This window comes from Geomonas oryzisoli, assembly GCF_018986915.1.
In the GTDB taxonomy this organism is placed as follows: Bacteria; Desulfobacterota; Desulfuromonadia; order Geobacterales; family Geobacteraceae; genus Geomonas; species Geomonas oryzisoli.
On record NZ_CP076723.1, the window covers coordinates 1493728 to 1510649 of the forward strand.

Below are 16922 nucleotides of genomic sequence, written 5' to 3' on the forward strand. Positions count from 1 at the left end.
GGCTTCATCCTGCGAGTCGCTCTCGATGACCACGTCCACGTTCCCAAGCGCCAGTTCGTCGGCCACGCGGATCAGCTTGTTGATGTTTTTGCTGATCCGGGAGGCCACCAGGTAACCAAGCAGCAACACCGCTATCGCGATCACCAGGGTCAGGGCTGCTATCTTCCAGCGCATCTCTGAGATCACCTGGCGCAGGTCGTCCATGTAAAGCCCGGTGCCGATGACCCAACCCCACGGCTTGTACAGCTTCACATAGGAGAGCTTCTCCACCGGAACCGCGGACCCGGGTTTGGGCCAGCGGTACTCGACCACACCGCTCCCCTTGCTCCTGGCGACGTTGGCCATTTCAGTGAAGATGAGCTTCCCGTTCGGATCCTTGGCCGCACTCTGGTCCTTGCCGTCCAGCTCCGGCTTGATCGGGTGCATGAGCATGACCGCGTTCAGGTCGTTGATCCAGAAGTATTCGTTATCCGCGTAGCGCATGTGCTTGACCCGCTCCATGGCGCGCTTCTTCGCCTCGTCCAGTGAGAATTCCCCCTTCTGGACCCTCTGGTCGTACTCCGCGATCAACTCGATCGGGAGGTCGACCACCGCCTTCAGCGTCTCCTCTCTTTCAGCGAGGATCTTCTTTTCCAGGGCGGGAAGCAGGTAGAAGAAGTTCACCGCCGCGATGATGACGACGGTTGCCAGCGAGATGCTCAGTACCTTTGCCGCGATGCTCCAGTCTTTGAACCTTTTGATGCTCATGCAATGCTCCCTTTACAGCCTGTGCCTGTGATTGTCAGACTGCTGATTCAGATGAGGCCCATTGAGAGGCCGTGAAGTAGTCAGTGTGATTTATCGGCAACCTGTGCGGGAAATGCATGGGAGTTTGAAGCGCGGGATCTGCGAAAAAGAGGGGCGGGTACAGGGGCGGTGCGGGCTCGGCCTGACTCGGGTGCGGGAGACGGACCGTGCACGAGAGGGCAGAAGAGGGCAGAAGAGGGCAGAAGAGGGCAGAAGAGGGCAGAAGAGGGCAGAAGAGGGCAGATGGCCTATCTTCGCAATAGAGGACACGTTAGAAACCCTTATGCTGCCATCTTCAACTCCTGCTGCTCGAACTCTTCTGGGGAGCAATAGCCGATGGCAGAGTGTAGCCTCTTGCGATTGTAAAAACCTTCGATGTAGCAAAAGATCCGGCTTTGCGCCTCCTGCCGGGTTTTGAAGGAGCAGTGGTAAACCAATTCTCTCTTCAGTGTCGAGAAGAATGTCTCCGTCACAGCGTTGTCGTAGCAGCATCCGGTGCCGCTCATGCTTTGTACGCCGCCAGCTTTGCTGATCGTGGTACCGAAGCGCTTACTGCAGTACTGCGAACCGCGATCGCTGTGGAAGATGAAGCCAGCTCCTGGCCGACGCTTCACCGCTGCATTGGCAAAAGCCGTTACAACCAGGTCGTCTGTCATTCGGTCGCTCATGCTCCAGCCAACGATCCGGCGGGAGAAGAGATCCAGCACGACTGCCAGGTACAACCAGCCCTGGGCAGTCTCGATGTACGTGATGTCACCAGTCCAAACCTGATTAGGGGCTGGAGCAGAGAAATTCCGCTGTAAAAGGTTTGGCGCGACAGGACGTTTGTGATCCGAGTTCGTGGTGACTTTGAATCGCCGCTTAGTCTTCACTCGCAGATCATTTTCACGCATCAGGCGCCAGACGCGGTTCTTTCCGACGTACTTTTGTTGCTTTTGCAGCTCTTTGACTACTCGTACTGCACCGTACGTCTTGTCGCTGTCGTGAAAGGCTTTTTTGATAGCTGGTAGCAGTGCCTGGTCTTCACGCTGCCGCTTGGTTACCCGGCCGGCTGCATGGGCGTAGTACCAACTCCGAGTCACTCCAAGAACTCGGCACATCTCCTGAACTCCGAATTCGGAGCGGTGCTCGGTTATGAACCCGAATATCGATTCGGATCCGTCGAGAAGATGGCCACTGCTTTTTTTAGGATTTCACGCTCGCGCAGTAGCCTCTCGTTCTCTTTACGCAGGTGCTTCAGTTCGGCTTCAACTGATGCATGCTTAACTTTTACAGGATCTTGTTGGTCCCGATGTTTCTGGACCCACCCTTTGAGAACCCCATGGGTGATCCCTAGGCTGCTCTCTACCTCACGGATGGTACGGCCTTCATCAATGACTAACTTGATCGCTTCTCGTTTAAACTCTGAATCGTACTTGCGATTCGATCTCATGACACACCCTCCTAGCTCGTTAGGATATATGGTGTGTCCTCAAAAGTGAAGATAGCTCAAGAAGAGGGCAGAAGAGGGCAGAAGAGGGCAGAAGAGGGCAGAAGAGGGCAGGAGCGCAGGCAAGAGGAGGGGAGAGGAGAGGAGAGGAGAGCCGCGGCGGCTACGCCGCCGCGGAAACCTGCATCGGTATTAACGCCCCGGGATGGTGATGCACAGGCACTGGGCCTCGGCGAAGGTTTTGTCGCCGCGGAAGATGCGGCCGTGAACCATGATCTTCCTTCCTTCGACTGAGACGACCCTGCTTTCCACGGTCACCACCTTTTTGAGCGGCAGCATGTTGCGGAAACTCACGTTCAGGTTGCCCACCACGATGGGGTAACCGGCCGCCCAGGCGGCAAGCCCCAGCGCCTCGTCCATGATGGCCGCCACCGCACCGCCGTGGGCGTGTCCCGGAGGACCCTCCGCTTCGGGGCCGAGCCAGAAACGGGCGTGCAGATGCTTTTCCGCATCCCGGTAGTAGCGGGCCCGGAACCGGTCGCCCCGGGAGTCGCCGGAGACGAAACGAAGCGAATCTCCCACCAGGGCGGGTGCGTCGAACGGCTCCCAGTCCGCTGCACCGCTCAGGTCTATTTCAGTCTGCTCACAAGCTTTCAGTACGGGTGAATTGACCACTGTCTTTCTCCTTGCAAGGTTTACGTGCACGTAAAGCAGGGCCTACCTTAGCAGACTTTTTCCCGGAAATAAAGAGCAGTCGTGCCTTTTGTATACAAATAGCTGGTTCTCGGGAATGTTGCCATTGGAATCACCAAGTTGACTGACCAATTCCCTTTATTTTGCAAACGGAAATCAGTTGACAGCTAGCTCCACAAAGCGTAAACAAATTCACATCAAACGTTACGTCCAGTGCCGGAGTTGTTATGAAAGACGAAGTGACAACCGGAGGCGATCTCCAGGCCGAGGTGGCCAGGCTGCAGGCGGAAAACGAAGCCCTGCGCCGGATCCTGAAGGAACACCAGGAGGCCCTGGTGGACCAGGCCCAGGGCGTGCGTTGCTTCCGTTGTCTCTACAACGACACGCCCGTCATGCTGCATTCCATAGACCGCAACGGGCTGCTGCTCGGGGTCAGCAACTACTGGATCGAGGTGCTGGGCTACACCCGCGAGGAGGTGCTCGGACGTCGCTCCAGCGACTTCCTCACCCCCGAGTCCCGACGTTACGCAGTGGAGACGGTCCTGCCTGAGTTCTTCCGCACCGGCTATTGCCATAACGTCGAGTACCAGTTGGTAAAGAAAAACGGCGAGGTGATCGATGTCCTGTTGAGCGCCGCCGCCGAGCGGGACGTTGAGGGAAACATCGTCCGGTCCCTGGCGGTGATGATGGACGTCACCGAGTGGAAGGCGGCCGAGAAGGCCCTCAAGGAAAGCGAGGCGCGCTACCGGATGATCGTGGAAACCTCCCAGGAATCCATCGTCGCCGCCGACTGCACCGGCCGCCTCGTCTACCTGAACCGGCAGTTCGCGGATATGCTGGGGCGCGAGGTGTCAGAGGTGCTGGGGCACCCCTTCCTGGAGTTCGTGGACGGGGCGCTGCACGATGAGACCGCCGAGCGACAGCGCAGCCGCGAGAACGGCGTGTCCGAACACTACGAGACCATCCTGGTGCGCAAGGACGGCACCAGGGTCTGGGTCAGCGTCTCCGCCAAGCCCATCCGCGACGAGAGCGGTTGCTTCGCAGGCTCCTTCGCCATGATCTCCGACGTCACCCGCAAAAAGCAGGCCGCGGAGGAGATCGAGGTGCTCCATACCCATCTCTCCGCGCGGGCGCTCGAGCTCGAGACCGCCAACGAGGAGCTCGAGGCCTTCAACTACACCGTTTCCCACGACTTGCGGCGTCCCCTCACCGCCATCTATGGCTTCGCCCAGGTGATCCTCGAGCTTTACGGGCAGAACCTCGAGCCCCCCTGCCGGGATTACGTGCAGGAAATCATCAACGGCAGTATCAAGATGAACCACCTCATCGACACCCTGCTCAACTTCTCGCGCCGCTACAGCGTTCCCCTGAACCGCGAGCGGGTGGACGTGAGCGGACTGGCCCAGGAGATCCTGGCCGAGTTGAGGCTCACCGACCCGCAGCGCCGCGCCGAATGCGTGGTGCAGCCGGGGGTGCAGGCCGATGCCGACCCGCAACTGCTGCGGGTGGTGCTGGATAACCTGCTGGGCAACGCCTGGAAGTACTCCGCCAAGAAGGAGGAGACCCGACTGGAGTTCGGCGCGGTGCCGCACCAGGGAAAGGAAGCCTTCTTCGTGCGCGACAACGGTGCCGGGTTCGACATGAACTGCGCCGCGAACCTTTTCACGCCGTTCCAGCGCCTGCATGATTCAGACGATTTCAAGGGAACCGGCATCGGCTTGGCCAGCGTCCAGCGCATCATCCAGCGCCACGGCGGCCACATCTGGGCCGAGGCCGAACCCGACAGGGGCGCCACCTTTTACTTCACGCTCGGCTAGCTGCGGGCAAACCCCAGGGAGGAGAGATGCTGACCAGGCAGGAATCGCAACAAAGGATCTCGCGGCTGCAAGAGGCGCTGCGCGCAAATGGCATCGACGGCGCCCTGTTCATCCACCCGATCGACGTCTACTATTTTTCAGGCACCCGGCAGAACTCGACCCTCTGGGTCCCTGCCGCGGGAGAGCCGCGCCTGTGGGTGCGCAAGAGCCTGGCGCGGGGGCAGCAGGAAAGCTGCATCGAGGACACCCGTCCCTTCCCCTCCAGTAAGGAATTCCCGGCGCAGTTCGAGGAGGGGGTGCGCAGCATAGGCTTCACCTTCGATGTGGCTCCGGTACAGCAGTTCAACTACTACCAAAAGCTCCTTCCCGGCCGCGATTTCGTCGATGTCTCCGCCATCAACCGCGAGATCAGGTCGGTGAAGTCACCGTGGGAGCTGGAGCAGATCCGTTACTGCGGCAAACAGCTCTCCGGCGTGTTCCGTCAGGTCCCCGAGTTTTTGAAGCCCGGGATGCGGGAGGTGGATCTCGCCGCGGAATTCGAGTACCGGCTGAGAAAGGCGGGGGGAGAAGGGTACGTGCGTATGCGCGCCTTCAACCAGGAGCTGTTCCAGGGGCTGGCGGTTTCCTCCGCGACTGCCGGCGCCACCGGCTTCTTCGACGGTGCGGTGACCGGGGAGGGGATGTCCAGCGCATCGCCTCACGGAGCCTCCGCCGCCCTCATCCCGGTCAACGCCCCGATCCTCATCGACTATACCGGCGTCTTTAACGGCTACATCATCGACATGACCAGGTTCTTCGTGATCGGCACGCTGGCGCCGGAGCTCGAGCACGCCTTCCGGACCGCGCTCGCCATCCAGGGGTACCTGGCAGAGCAGCTGAAACCCGGGGCGATCTGCGAGGAGCTGTTCCTGAAAGCCGCCGAGATGGCGCAGCAGGCCGGGCTTGCCGAGCATTTCATGGGGGCGCCCGGCGAGAACGCCAAGTTCGTCGGCCACGGCGTGGGGCTGGAGTTGGACGAGTTCCCGGTGCTGGCACAGGGGTTCAAGGTGGCGCTACAGGCCGGGCAGACCCTGGCCATAGAGCCGAAGTTCGTCTTTCCGGGCCAGGGTGTCATCGGCATTGAGAACACCTTTGCCGTGAGCGACGAGGGGGGCGTCAGGTTGAGCGACCTCCCGGACGACATCGTCTATCTGTGAACTTAGGCAGGTCCTTTCTTACCCAGGGCAGCTCTCACGAGGCTGCCCTTTTTCTTTTCCTTTTCCATAAAGGTGTTGTTCCGCTCCGTGGACGATGCGCCGGTGGCGGATACGGCGTCGCCTCCTCCCCCGACTTTCGCTTGACATATTCCGCCCAACCGGCCAAACTCCCCCGACGGACCGGCCGCCCGGCGGCTCCAGGGACGGATATCCAGCGCGAAAGGTAGTGTCGATGCAACTGAACACCATGGAAGATTTCCAAAGAGACATCTCGTACCGCCTGTTGAAGCAGTCCGACGGCACGGCACTGCTCACCGCGACCATGAAGGATCGTTTCCACGACGTGCTCCTGGAGGTGCGGGTCGAGGTCGCCACCATGAAGATCATCTCGGCCGAGGCCGATTTCCGCAAATCGCCCACCCCCGATTGCCGCAACGTCTCCGCAAAGATGGCGGGGCTGCACGGCTTCGTCATCGGGCGGGGGCTGCAGCGCAAGGTCGCCGAGGTCCTAGGCGGCTCCACCGGGTGCGGCAACATGCGCAACCTGCTCCTGGGACTGCTGCCGCTGGCCCTGAACCTGGGTGCCGCCGCCGGGTTCACCGACGAGGCCGAGATGCTGGACGCGATCCACGAGAAACTGGTCGGCACCTGCGCCGGCTATGTCGTTCCGCCGGTTAAAAACAAGCAGCGTTGAGGGAACCTATGGACATGCAATGGCACCACCTTCTCCTGAATACCGGCGACATTTCCGCCGGCAGGGTCACCGCCATCCGGGACGACTTCACCGCGCTCTTCCGCTCGGCCGGCGGTCCCCGTACCATGGCCTTGTTCCGTAAAGATGCGCACGAGGGGGGCGTCGACCTTTATTTCACCCCCGAATGCAGCGTGCACGCCCGGCGCCTGATCGAGGAGTGCGGCGCCACCCCCTGTGCGCCTCCTGCCCTGGCAGGGCTGGAACTCCTGGTCGGGCATAACGAGATCACCTACTACCTCACCACCTGAGAGGGCGCGGCAGAAGGGACTGGCTCCGTGAGGTGCCTGTCCCTCTTGCGGAACGCTTCTCTCGGCTCAGCCGGCTTCCCAAACACCAGGGGGACAGGCACCTGACGGAGCCAGTCCCCTCCCACGTGAACCTTCCCCTAAGGATTTCCGCCGCCTTGAAATGGTTTACCCCTCCTGTATAATGTGAAAGTTTTTTAACGCTGATCATTAAAGGAGATTGCCATGGCAGACAGGCAGAAGACCATAGGCGTTCTGACCGGCGGTGGCGATGTGCCGGGGCTTAATCCGGCCCTGAAGACCCTGGTGGCCCGCGCATCCGAAAACGGCTACCGGGTGGTCGGCATCCGGCGCGGCTGGGGAGGGCTTTTGGCCTACAACCGGGACGACCCGGACACCTGGGACAACACCGTGATGCCGCTGGACCGCCACACGGTGCGCACCGTGGACCGCTCCGGTGGTACCTTCCTGCATACGAGCCGCACCAATCCTGGCAAGGTCGCCGCCGGCGACGTCCCCATCTTCCTGCGCGGCGCCGAGTTCGACCCCGCCGCCTCCGGGCATCACGACTTCACCCCGCACATCCTCACCAACCTCGAGCACCTGGGCATCGACGTGCTGATACCGATCGGGGGGGATGACACCCTGAGCTACGCCGAACGGCTGAACCGCGAGGGGGTTCCCATCGTCGCCATCCCGAAAACCATGGACAACGACGTCTTCGGCACCGACTACTGCATCGGCTTCTCCACCGCGGTCACCAGGAGCGTCAACTTCATCCACAACCTGCGTACCAGCGCCGGTTCCCACGAGCGCATCGCCGTGGTGGAGCTCTTCGGCCGCAATTCCGGGGAGACCTCGCTCATCTCAGCTTACCTGGCCGGGGTGGACCGGGCGCTCATCTCCGAGGTCCCCTTCGACGTCGAGAAACTCTCGCTGCTCTTGCAGGAGGACAAGAAGTCCAACCGCAGCAACTACGCCATGGTGACCATCTCGGAAGGGGCATCCATGGTGGGGGGGCAGATCGTGGAGTACGGCCAGGAGGACGCCTACGGCCACAAGAAGCTCGGGGGGATCGGCGTGGTGGTGAGCGAGGCGGTGAAGCGGTTGACCGGCTCCCACATCATCTACCAGCAGCTCTCCTATCTCATGCGCAGCGGGGCACCCGATTCGCTTGACCTCATGGTCGCCTACAACTACGCCAACATGACCATGGACCTGATCAGCGAGGGGATGTCGGGTCGCATGGTGGCCATGCAGGGGGGGACCTACCGGCACATCCCGATCAGCACCATCATGCAGGGGGAGAAGAGGGTGGACGTGGCCGAACTGTACGACTCGGTGGAGTACCGTCCCAGGGTGCGCCACGTGCTGGGCAAGCCGATGTTTTTATACTGATGACGGTGGCGCTATGATCGAGATCGACGGCAGCATGGGCGAAGGAGGAGGGCAGGTGTTGCGCACCGCCCTGAGCCTGTCCTGCCTCACGGGGCAGGGGTTTCACGTCTACAACATCCGGAAGAACCGGGCCAAGTCGGGGCTGATGCGGCAGCACCTGATGGCGGTGCAGGCGGCGGCACGGATCGCCACGGCCAACGTGGCCGGGGACCGGCTCGGCTCACCGGAACTCAGCTTCCTGCCCGACAGCATCACTCCCGGAGAGTACAGCTTCGATATCGGCACGGCCGGGTCGGCCACCCTGGTGCTCCAGACCGTGATCCCCCCCCTGCTGGCCGCCCGCAAGGCAAGCCGGGTCACGGTCATCGGCGGCACCCATGTCCCCTTCAGCCCGTCCTGGAACTATTTCGAGGAAATCTTCTGGCCCAGCATCGCCCGCCTGGGAGTGGCCGGCGAAACCGTCGCCCACTCCTTCGGCTTCTACCCCAAAGGGGGAGGGCGGGTCGGCTGCCTGGTGCAACCCGCCGAGGTCCTCGCCCCCTGCCTGTTCCGGGAACGGGGGAGGCTCAACCGGTTGCGTATCGTGTCGGCCGCGGGCAACCTCCCGAGAACCATCGCCGAGCGGCAGCTGCAGGCGGCCCTCGCGAGCCTCAGGGGGGAGCTGGAGCGCGGCCTGCCGATGGATGTCGAGACGCGGGAAGTGCAGACCTTCGGGCAGGGGACCTTCATCTTCATCAAAGGGGAGTACGAGCACGCCGTGGCGGGGTTCACCGGTCTCGGTGAGCGGGGCAAGCCCGCCGAAGCGGTCGGCGCCGAAGCCGCACGTGAATTTCTCGAACACCATGAAAGCGGCGAACCGGTCGATCCGCACCTGGCGGACCAGCTGGTCCCCTACCTGGCCCGCGGTACTGGAAGCTCGCTGTTTCGGACCTCGCGTGTCACCAGTCACCTGGTCACCAACCTGTTGGTGGCCGGGTACTTCCTGAACCTCTCCTGCAAACTGGAGGGAAGGGAAGGGTGCCCCGGCGCAGTGGCCATCACCCCCCAACCTTGAATAAAAAGTTCATCCAATAATTCCGGGGCAGCCAGTCCCCTTCCCCCTCCGCAAAAAAAGGCGGCCCCACCTGGGGCCGCCTTTACGGCAAGGATCAACGCTTCAGCTAGTACCTCTCGAATCCCGCCTGCAACAAGCTCTCTTCGTTGGCCGCCATCTGCAAATCGACCCCGTTCAGTTTGGTCAGCGCGCTTGCCGCCCGGGTCAGCTTCTGCTGTCCCCGCTTCACGGTCGCGGATGGCGGGAGGGCGGCACCCTTAGGCGGCTGCCGCTGTTCCAGGGCAGTCGCGCCGACCTTGAAGAAGGCGATGGTTCCCTGCAACTGCTCCGCCTGCGAGGCGAGCTCCTCCGCCGTCGACGCCATCTCCTCGGATGCACTGGCGTTTTGCTGGATCACCTGGTCCAGCTGCTGGATGGCGCGGTTGATCTGCTCGGCACCGGAATCCTGTTCCTTGCATGCCGCGGAGATCTCCTGCACCAGTTCCGCGGTCTTGTGGATGTCCGGGACCAGCATCTGCAGCAGGTTTCCGGCGTGCTCCGCCACCTCCACCGATGTCAGCGACAGGTCCCCGATCTCCCCGGCCGCCTTCTGGCTCCGCTCGGCGAGCTTTCTCACCTCGGAAGCCACCACGGCGAATCCTTTGCCGTGCTCGCCCGCCCGTGCCGCCTCGATGGCGGCGTTCAGAGCCAGCAGGTTGGTCTGGCGCGCGATTTCCTCGATGATGGAGGTCTTGGAGGCGATTTCCTTCATGGCCGCTACCGTCCTCGCCACGGCGTCTCCGCTTTCGCTGGCGTCGGTTGCCGACTTCACCGCGATCTTCTCGGTCTGCAGCGAATTGTCCGCGTTCTGCCTGATGTTGGAGGTCATCTGCTCCATGGAGGCGCTCGCTTCTTCGGCCGAAGCTGCCTGCTCGCTGGCCCCCTGGGACATCTCCTCCGAGGTGGAACTGAGCGCCTGGCTCCCTGAGGTGACGTTGTCCGCGGCGTTCATGACGTCGGTGACCACCCGGGTCAGGTTCTGCACCATGGCGGCGAGCGCCTGCATCAAGCCGTCGTTTTCCGAGCGCTGCTTCACCTCGAGGAGCAGGTTCCCTTCCGCGATCTCCTTGGCGAGCCTGGTGGCGTCGTTGTTGGCGTCGATGAGGAGGTTCAGGCTGTTGATGATGTCGTTGAAGTCGCCGTAGTAGGTGTCGGTGATCTTCTCGGGGATGTCCCCCTTGGAGATGCGGGAGAGGTAGCGCGAGGTGACGTCGATCGGCTGCACGAACGCCTCGATGAGCCGGTTCTGGCCGACCAGGAGCTCGCCCCAGGCACCCTCAAAGGCGGCTGCGTCGCCGCGCACGCTGAGCTTTCCTTCCCTGATCGCCTTGATCAGTTCGTTCATCTCGCCGCTCAGTCTGCCGATGGTGCCGATCATGGCGGAGAGGTTTTTCCCCATCAGGTCCTGTTCCGACTTGGGGGTGACCTGGACCGAAAGGTCGCCGTGCGCCACCCTTTCCGCCGCCAGGGACGCTTCCTTGATGTTGTCGGCCATGTTCTTGAAGGAGCGGGCCAGCATGGCGATCTCGTCGTTACCCTCGGTGTCGATGGAGACCTCGACGTCCCCGAGCGCCAACCTGTCGGCGCAGCCGGAGAGGGCGCGCACCGGGCGGCTGATGCTGCGGGTGATGCAAAAGCCGATCAGTGCGCCGATGGCGATGGCCAGAAAGGCCAGGGAAACGGCGATGACGCGGGAGCGCGAGGAAACCGCAGCGGCGGAGAGGTAGCGCTCCTCGATTCCCTGTTCCTGGTACTGCACCAGTTCGTTGAAGGCAGGAGCGATCAGTGCGAGCAGGGGGGCCGCATCCTTTTCGAAAACGGACGAGGCGCGCGTGCTGTCGCCGGCAAGGGCGAGTTCGAGCACCTGGTTGTTGGCCTTGCGGGCGTTGTCCAGGGTCTGCTTCGCCTTGGCGATCAACTCCTTCCCCTGCCCGGTCGTTTCCAGCTTTTCGAGCTTTTCCATGGCGTTCTTGTACTGCTGACGCGTCTGGTCGATCTTCTTGTTCTCCTCGCGGCGCGCCGCCGCGTCGGTCTCCAGGAGCATGCTCTGGACGCTGGAAACGATGGCAGTGACGTTCTTAGCCGCATCGTTGGCCAGCTTGATCTTGGCGTAGTCCTTCTTGACGATGGTCTCGAGGCCGGAGTCCATTTTCAGCATCCCGAAGACGCTGATGGCTCCGATGACGAGGAGCAGTAACAGGATCACCCCGAAACCAACACTGAGCCGTGCACCGATCTTCATGTCCTGAATCTTCATCTTCCCCCCTGTGGTGCTCTTCGTTCTCGGGACGGCGGTTACCGGCCCAGGTGTTTTATCTGTCAGAACGTGACAGCCGAAATGTGCAAGAACACGTCGATGCTCAAGGTGTCATGATGTTCTATCGGTCAGTGCCTTCGGGGACTTAAGTGTATACGATAAAAAAAGTAGGAAAACTTTCCGGCGGCTCGGAGGTGTCGTCGTTTTATTGCGGAGCTGTCTTTTTGGCAAAGGCGCCTTGTAGCAGAAGATAAAAAAAGAGGCTGGTGCGAAGGGGCAAAGGGTAGGGGGGATGTAAGTTGCGGGTTACCTGCCGCGGTTCAGCAGGGCGACGATCTGGTCGACCAGGGGGAGCTGGCTCGGGAGGATCTTTTCCCTGGCGTCTGCGATGCCGAACCAGCCGGCGCGGTCCACCTCGGGGAACGCCGCCTGTCGGCCGGAGCGCGGCGGCCATTCCATGGTGAAGGTGTTGCTGACGAGAAGCGCCGGATCGAAGTCGCCGCGGAAGGCCCAGGCTTTCACAGGCTTTCCTCCGGCCTGCCGGATTTCGGCCAGTTCGACGAAGCTGCCGCTGGGGTGGTGTCCGGTTTCCTCGATGAATTCGCGTTGGGCCACCAGGAAGGGATCTTCCCCCTCCAGGTACTCTCCCTTCGGAATGGACCAGGCTCCGACATCCTTGCGGGCCCAGAACGGGCCGCCGGGGTGCACCAGGAAAAGCTCCGGGGCATCGTTGCGGATGCGGTACATGATGAGCCCGGCGCTCCGTTTGGGCACAGGCTAGAGCGTCTGGCCGCGCGGCAGCTGCCAACCCTTCACGATGGCGGTGCAGCGGATCGCGATCACGGTGAGCGCGGAAACGGTGAGGTTCACCTGGGAGGGGAGCGTGGTCTGGTGCAGGAAGAAGAAGAGGGCGCCGCCTACCACGCAGGCCGAGGCGTAGATCTCGCGCTGCAGGATGAGCGGGATCTCGTTGGAGAGCAGGTCGCGCACCAGCCCGCCGCAGGTGGCGGTCATGACCCCCATGATGATGGCGCCCATGAGCCCCAGGTTGAACTGGAGCGCCTTCGAGGTCCCGATCACCAGGAAGGTGCCGAGCCCCAGGGCGTCCAGAAGGAGCATGGCGCGGTTCATCCTCTCAAAGCTTCTGGGGGTGAGAAAGACCACCACCGAAGCGGCCACGGCGAGGTAGAGGTAGAGCTCGTTCTTGAAGCAAAAGGGAGGGGTGTCGTTCAAAAGGACGTCGCGGATCACGCCGCCGCCGGTGGCGGTGACGATGCCCAGTACGATGACCCCCAAAAGGTCCATGCCGCGGCGCACACCGGCCAGCGCTCCCGAGGCGGCGAAGGCGACGGTGCCCAAAAGGTCGAGGGCGTAGATGATGGCTTGCTGGTCCATGGAAAGATCGGTTCCTCTGCGGGGGCGGATCGGGAGAGCAGGCTACTCCTCGAACTCCTCGTGGTTCTCCCCCGGAGCACGGTAATCCTCCACGTCGTGCCAGAAGCGCTGCTGCAGCTCCTTCATGAGTGGCTCGAGGGTCTTTCTGTCCGAGGCGCTGATGGTGATCGCGCCGTACTTGCGGGTCAGCTGCCGCACCTTCATGAAGGCCAGGGGATCACCCTTCTTCAGGTCCGGGAGCAGGTCCATCTTGTTGAACACCAGCAGGGTCGGCTTTTGCGACAGTTCCAGTTCGGCCAGGATGGTGTTCACCTGGTTGATCTGTTCCTCGACGCGCGGGTTGCTGCAGTCGACCAGGTGGACCAGGAGGTCGGCGTCCTTCAGCTCCTCCAGGGTCGCCTTGAAGGCACCCATCAGGGATTTCGGGAGGCTGCGGATGAAGCCGACCGTGTCGGTGATGATCACCTCGCGGTCCATCGGGAAGCGCAGCCGCCTCGACGAGGTGTCCAGCGTGGCGAAGAGGAGGTCCTCGGTGAACACCTCGCTCTTGGTCATGGTGTTCAAGAGGGTAGACTTGCCTGCGTTGGTGTAGCCCACGATGGAGATGATGGGGATCCCCGCCTTGACCCGCTTCTGGCGGCGCTGGTAGCGGCCGTTGGAGAGCTCCTTCAGCTCCCGCTCCAGGTGCGCGATCCGGTCGCGGATGCGGCGCCGGTCGACCTCCAGCTTGGTCTCGCCGGGGCCGCGCCCGCCGATCCCCCCCATGAGCCGCGACATCTGCACGCCGCGCCCGGAGAGCCGGGGCATCAGGTACTTCAGCTGGGCTAGCTCGACCTGGACCTTGCCGTCCTGAGTGGTGGCGCGCCGGGCGAAGATGTCCAGGATGAGCTGGCTGCGGTCGATGACCTTCAGCTCGGTCAGCTCCGATATGGAACGTACCTGGGCCGGGGAGAGCTCCTGGTCGAAAACGAGCATGGTCGCCCCGTACTGCAGCGCCTTGATCACCACTTCGCGGATCTTTCCCTCTCCCAGCAGGTAGCGCGGGTTGAACTCCTTGGGACGCTGGATCACGGTGTCGAGTACGCCGACCCCGGCGGTGCGGGAGAGCTCCTTCAGTTCCTCGATGGAATCGACCGCCTCCTCCATGGGACGCTGGGTCACCGAGATCAGGATGCCGCGCTCCTGACCGCTGGCGACCACCTTGCCTTCCTTGAGGCCGCGCTCCATGGTCTGTTCCAGGGTTTCCACAAAACCCTTGAAGTCGAGGTCGTACTTCAGGAAGGGGACCGAGGGCTCGACCTGGTAGGGTAGGTGGCCGCCGTTGGGCGGGACCAGCGCCGCGGTCTGGATCGAGAAGCGGTCCGGGTTCTGGGTGAGCTGCAGGGCGGCGATCAGGTCCAGACGCAACAGCGACAGGTCGGTCAGGTCGTCGTCGGAGAGTACTTCACCCTTCAGGTGGGTGTGCACCAGGCGCACGCCGCGCAAAAGCCTTTTCCCAAGCGGGTACTCGTCCAGGGCCGGGATCATGATGCCGCGCTCGTCCCCGACCACCACGTAGGCGATCTCGCCGATGCGGGAGACCAGGATGCCGAGCTGGCGCCGGATCTCAAGCGAGATATCGGCCATTTCCCGGGCCAGTTCCAGCGAAACCACCTCACCCGGCTTCACCCGGCGGCGGTACAGCCTTTCCAGCCTCTTTACCTGGCTCGATTTCAGACCTGTAAGGTTACCGTGCAGTCCTTTGATGGCGCGCCTCCGCTACAGCCCGATGATGTTGTAGCCGCAGTCTACGAAATGGATCTCGCCGGTGACGCCGCTGGCGAGCGGGCTGGCGAGATAGAGGGCGGCGTTGCCGACCTCCTCCTGGGAGATGTTGCGCCTAAGCGGCGCCTTCTCCGCCACGTGCCCGGCGATCTGCCCGAAGCCGCCGATGCCTGCGGAAGCGAGGGTCCGCAGAGGTCCTGCCGAGATGGCGTTCACCCGGGTCCCCTCCGGCCCCATCGCCTCGGCCAGGTAGCGCACGCTTGCCTCCAGCGCCGCCTTGGCCACCCCCATCACGTTATAGCTTGGAAACACCTTCTGGGCGCCGTAATAGGTCATGGCGATCACGCTGCCGTCACGCCCCTGCATGAGCGGTGCGGCCTCGCGTGCCATGGCGATCAGCGAGTAGGCGCTGATGTCGAGCGCGGTCGCAAACCCCTCGCGGGTGGTGTTCAGGAAGGAGCCCTTCAGCTCCTCCTTGTTGGCGAAGGCGACCGAGTGCACCAGGATGTCCAGCCCTCCCCACGCCTCACGCACCTGGTCGAACAGGCGCGCGATCTCCTCGTCGCTTCTCACATCACAAGGGAGCACCAGCTTGGAGCCGATGTTCTCCGCCAGCGGCATCACCCTCTTGGCAACCGCCTCGCCCGCGTAGGCCAGGGCCACCTCGGCCCCCTCGCGGTGAAATGCCTCGGCGGTGGCCCAGGCGATGCTTTTATCGTTAGCTACGCCGAAAATAAGTGCCTTTTTTCCTTCCAGTAGACCCATGAACTCTCCTTGACGTCGGCTACGGCAGATTAAACGAATCTACTCTGTCGGCCGACACATAGCGGCACATAATAATGAAAAAAGCGGGGGATGGCAAGGGATATGACAGGTTTTTAAGGGAGTCCGAGAGGGTGGGGTGGGGCATGCTCCCCCTCGGTGAGGGGGAGGGCCGGGCGGTAAGAGTCGGTTGTACAGGGTGAGTTACAGCGGCGGGTCGAGCGGTCGCTGCTCCTCGCTGTTGCGCTGCTCCTGTATGAGCCGCTCGATGTTCTTCAGGCGCTGGTCCATCTCCTCCAGCATCGCGGCGGAGCGGTCCACCCGTCCCTTGATGTTGAAGATCACGAAGGGGAGGATGAACCAGATCACCACCAGGAAGAAGCCGATGATGCTCATCATCATCATGAACCCGCCGAAGATTTCCATAATGCCTCCGTCTAGGAAGGTCTGGTGCTGCATTGTGACTGCTCCAGGGCTCGCGCCAGTTGGTCGGGACAGGAGGTGTCACCCTGGCAGGCGATGCCCTTCAGGCGCCTGATCGCCTCGCTGACCTCCATGCCGCGCACCAGGGCGGCGACCGCCTGGGTGTTGCCGGCACAGCCGTCCACGAACTTGGTGGCGACGATGACGCCGTCTTCGATCTCTATCTCGATGCGGGAGGCGCAGCTCCCGGACGTGTTGTAGCTCACCTTCATAGTGTTGCCTCTCCTTTTTCCAGCCTAATGGTATATGTGCGCTGGTCCGCGGCGCCGGCCCGGGTCGGTTGACGGCATGACGCGAAACTTTCGCACGGGCCATATACCCTGAAGTCGAGGGAAAAGTCAATCGGTGAGAAGCGCCTGGGCGATGGTGAGCCGCTCCGGACCGGGGAAGGACTGCAGGTACAGCGCGTTGACCGTGGCCAGCATCATGTTCAGCCGCTCCAGGTCGATGACCGCGCTGCCGGGGATGCTGGGAAGTCCCTGGAAATTCTCCGGGCAGAAGTCTACCGACCTTTCCCCCTCGCGCAAAAGCAGAAGCGGCAGTCCATGGGTGCGGCAGATGATCGGCCTGGCCTGGTAGAGCAGGCAGAGTCCGTCATGGAGCAGCGGACAGGGGGAGCCTTCCCGCGCATCGCGGGCCTTCGAGCGGACCAGTTCGGCCTGTTCCGCGGGGAGCTCTCGCAACGCGTGGGCGAGCGCGGCGGCTTCCACGGCGAAGATGGAAAGGTGGCGGCAGCAGGCGTCGCAGCCTGCACGGCAGGTGATGTGTGCGCTGAAGGTTTCCGACGTGCGCCGGCAGATCTCGTCGACGCGGGACAAAAGGGCGAGGTAGTTTTCCAATCCGGTCATGC

The 16922-nt window shown here is 62.5% G+C and carries 17 protein-coding genes and 1 pseudogene; 6 read left to right on the top strand and 12 right to left on the bottom strand.

Annotated features, from left to right (window positions below; all coding sequences use genetic code 11):
• Positions 1–15: 15 nt before the first annotated feature.
• The 4 genes and pseudogenes from KP004_RS21560 to KP004_RS06560 form a co-directional block, all read right to left on the bottom strand.
• Positions 16–747 (bottom strand): annotated as a pseudogene (locus KP004_RS21560) (cache domain-containing protein); the annotation flags it as partial.
• Positions 748–1067: 320 nt separating this feature from the next.
• Positions 1068–1934: an IS3 family transposase gene (locus KP004_RS06550; RefSeq protein ID WP_216802408.1), complete on the bottom strand. Its 867-nt coding sequence runs from the start codon at positions 1932–1934 to the stop codon at positions 1068–1070.
• Positions 1919–2218: a transposase gene (locus KP004_RS06555; protein ID WP_216798563.1), complete on the bottom strand. Its 300-nt coding sequence runs from the start codon at positions 2216–2218 to the stop codon at positions 1919–1921. The genes KP004_RS06550 and KP004_RS06555 overlap by 16 nt, the downstream gene beginning before the upstream one ends.
• 189 nt (positions 2219–2407) lie before the next feature.
• A complete protein-coding gene (locus tag KP004_RS06560) occupies positions 2408–2890 on the bottom strand; it encodes a PaaI family thioesterase (RefSeq protein WP_216801553.1) in 483 nt (160 codons plus the stop codon).
• Positions 2891–3135: 245 nt separating this feature from the next.
• Here KP004_RS06560 and KP004_RS06565 point away from each other — a divergent pair, with 245 nt between their 5' ends.
• From KP004_RS06565 to rtcA, 6 genes are all read left to right on the top strand, one after another.
• Entirely contained in the window at positions 3136–4725 is a 1590-nt protein-coding gene (locus KP004_RS06565) for a PAS domain-containing sensor histidine kinase (protein WP_216801554.1), read from the top strand.
• 26 nt (positions 4726–4751) lie between these two features.
• Positions 4752–5921, top strand: a complete 1170-nt coding sequence (locus KP004_RS06570; protein ID WP_216801555.1) for a M24 family metallopeptidase — start codon at positions 4752–4754, stop codon at positions 5919–5921.
• Between the two features lie 232 nt (positions 5922–6153).
• Complete coding sequence (locus KP004_RS06575; RefSeq protein ID WP_216801556.1) at positions 6154–6615, top strand: DUF2889 domain-containing protein; 462 nt, start codon at positions 6154–6156, stop codon at positions 6613–6615.
• A gap of 14 nt (positions 6616–6629) precedes the next feature.
• Positions 6630–6923, top strand: a complete 294-nt coding sequence (locus KP004_RS06580; RefSeq protein ID WP_216801557.1) for a hypothetical protein — start codon at positions 6630–6632, stop codon at positions 6921–6923.
• A gap of 222 nt (positions 6924–7145) precedes the next feature.
• On the top strand, positions 7146–8318 hold the full coding sequence (locus KP004_RS06585; protein ID WP_216801558.1) for a 6-phosphofructokinase: 1173 nt from the start codon (positions 7146–7148) through the stop codon (positions 8316–8318).
• 13 nt (positions 8319–8331) lie between these two features.
• Positions 8332–9372 carry an RNA 3'-terminal phosphate cyclase gene (gene rtcA, locus KP004_RS06590; protein WP_216801559.1) on the top strand — a complete coding sequence of 347 codons (1041 nt, stop codon included), beginning with the start codon at positions 8332–8334 and terminating at the stop codon, positions 9370–9372.
• A 106-nt stretch (positions 9373–9478) separates the two neighbouring features.
• On the opposite strand, the gene KP004_RS06595 is transcribed toward rtcA, so the two are convergent.
• The 8 genes from KP004_RS06595 to KP004_RS06630 form a co-directional block, all read right to left on the bottom strand.
• A complete protein-coding gene (locus KP004_RS06595; RefSeq protein ID WP_216801560.1) occupies positions 9479–11668 on the bottom strand; it encodes a methyl-accepting chemotaxis protein in 2190 nt (729 codons plus the stop codon).
• A gap of 306 nt (positions 11669–11974) precedes the next feature.
• On the bottom strand, positions 11975–12442 hold the full coding sequence (locus tag KP004_RS06600) for an NUDIX hydrolase (RefSeq protein WP_216801561.1): 468 nt from the start codon (positions 12440–12442) through the stop codon (positions 11975–11977).
• Between the two features lie 3 nt (positions 12443–12445).
• A complete protein-coding gene (locus KP004_RS06605; protein ID WP_216801562.1) occupies positions 12446–13063 on the bottom strand; it encodes a trimeric intracellular cation channel family protein in 618 nt (205 codons plus the stop codon).
• 42 nt (positions 13064–13105) lie between these two features.
• Complete coding sequence (gene hflX, locus KP004_RS06610) at positions 13106–14779, bottom strand: GTPase HflX (protein ID WP_216802419.1); 1674 nt, start codon at positions 14777–14779, stop codon at positions 13106–13108.
• A gap of 42 nt (positions 14780–14821) precedes the next feature.
• Positions 14822–15592, bottom strand: coding sequence for an enoyl-ACP reductase FabI (locus KP004_RS06615; protein WP_216801563.1), 771 nt, complete (start codon positions 15590–15592; stop codon positions 14822–14824).
• A gap of 201 nt (positions 15593–15793) precedes the next feature.
• On the bottom strand, positions 15794–16015 hold the full coding sequence (locus KP004_RS06620) for a hypothetical protein (protein WP_216801564.1): 222 nt from the start codon (positions 16013–16015) through the stop codon (positions 15794–15796).
• Positions 16016–16026: 11 nt separating this feature from the next.
• Entirely contained in the window at positions 16027–16284 is a 258-nt protein-coding gene (locus KP004_RS06625) for a TIGR03905 family TSCPD domain-containing protein (RefSeq protein WP_216801565.1), read from the bottom strand.
• 126 nt (positions 16285–16410) lie between these two features.
• On the bottom strand, positions 16411–16920 hold the full coding sequence (locus KP004_RS06630) for a YkgJ family cysteine cluster protein (protein ID WP_216801566.1): 510 nt from the start codon (positions 16918–16920) through the stop codon (positions 16411–16413).
• Positions 16921–16922 lie beyond the last annotated feature (2 nt).

Excerpts from the sequence above, each read along its gene's own strand:
- KP004_RS06575 (WP_216801556.1), top strand. The coding sequence starts at position 6,154 with ATGCAACTGAACACCATGGAAGATTTCCAAAGAGACATCTCGTACCGC.
- rtcA (WP_216801559.1), top strand. The coding sequence starts at position 8,332 with ATGATCGAGATCGACGGCAGCATGGGCGAAGGAGGAGGGCAGGTGTTG.
- KP004_RS06565 (WP_216801554.1), top strand. The coding sequence starts at position 3,136 with ATGAAAGACGAAGTGACAACCGGAGGCGATCTCCAGGCCGAGGTGGCC.
- KP004_RS06620 (WP_216801564.1), bottom strand. The coding sequence starts at position 16,015 with ATGGAAATCTTCGGCGGGTTCATGATGATGATGAGCATCATCGGCTTC.
- KP004_RS06605 (WP_216801562.1), bottom strand. The coding sequence starts at position 13,063 with ATGGACCAGCAAGCCATCATCTACGCCCTCGACCTTTTGGGCACCGTC.
- KP004_RS06595 (WP_216801560.1), bottom strand. The coding sequence starts at position 11,668 with ATGAAGATTCAGGACATGAAGATCGGTGCACGGCTCAGTGTTGGTTTC.
- KP004_RS06625 (WP_216801565.1), bottom strand. The coding sequence starts at position 16,284 with ATGAAGGTGAGCTACAACACGTCCGGGAGCTGCGCCTCCCGCATCGAG.
- KP004_RS06555 (WP_216798563.1), bottom strand. The coding sequence starts at position 2,218 with ATGAGATCGAATCGCAAGTACGATTCAGAGTTTAAACGAGAAGCGATC.
- KP004_RS06615 (WP_216801563.1), bottom strand. The coding sequence starts at position 15,592 with ATGGGTCTACTGGAAGGAAAAAAGGCACTTATTTTCGGCGTAGCTAAC.
- KP004_RS06630 (WP_216801566.1), bottom strand. The coding sequence starts at position 16,920 with ATGACCGGATTGGAAAACTACCTCGCCCTTTTGTCCCGCGTCGACGAG.
- KP004_RS06585 (WP_216801558.1), top strand. The coding sequence starts at position 7,146 with ATGGCAGACAGGCAGAAGACCATAGGCGTTCTGACCGGCGGTGGCGAT.
- KP004_RS06570 (WP_216801555.1), top strand. The coding sequence starts at position 4,752 with ATGCTGACCAGGCAGGAATCGCAACAAAGGATCTCGCGGCTGCAAGAG.
- KP004_RS06580 (WP_216801557.1), top strand. The coding sequence starts at position 6,630 with ATGCAATGGCACCACCTTCTCCTGAATACCGGCGACATTTCCGCCGGC.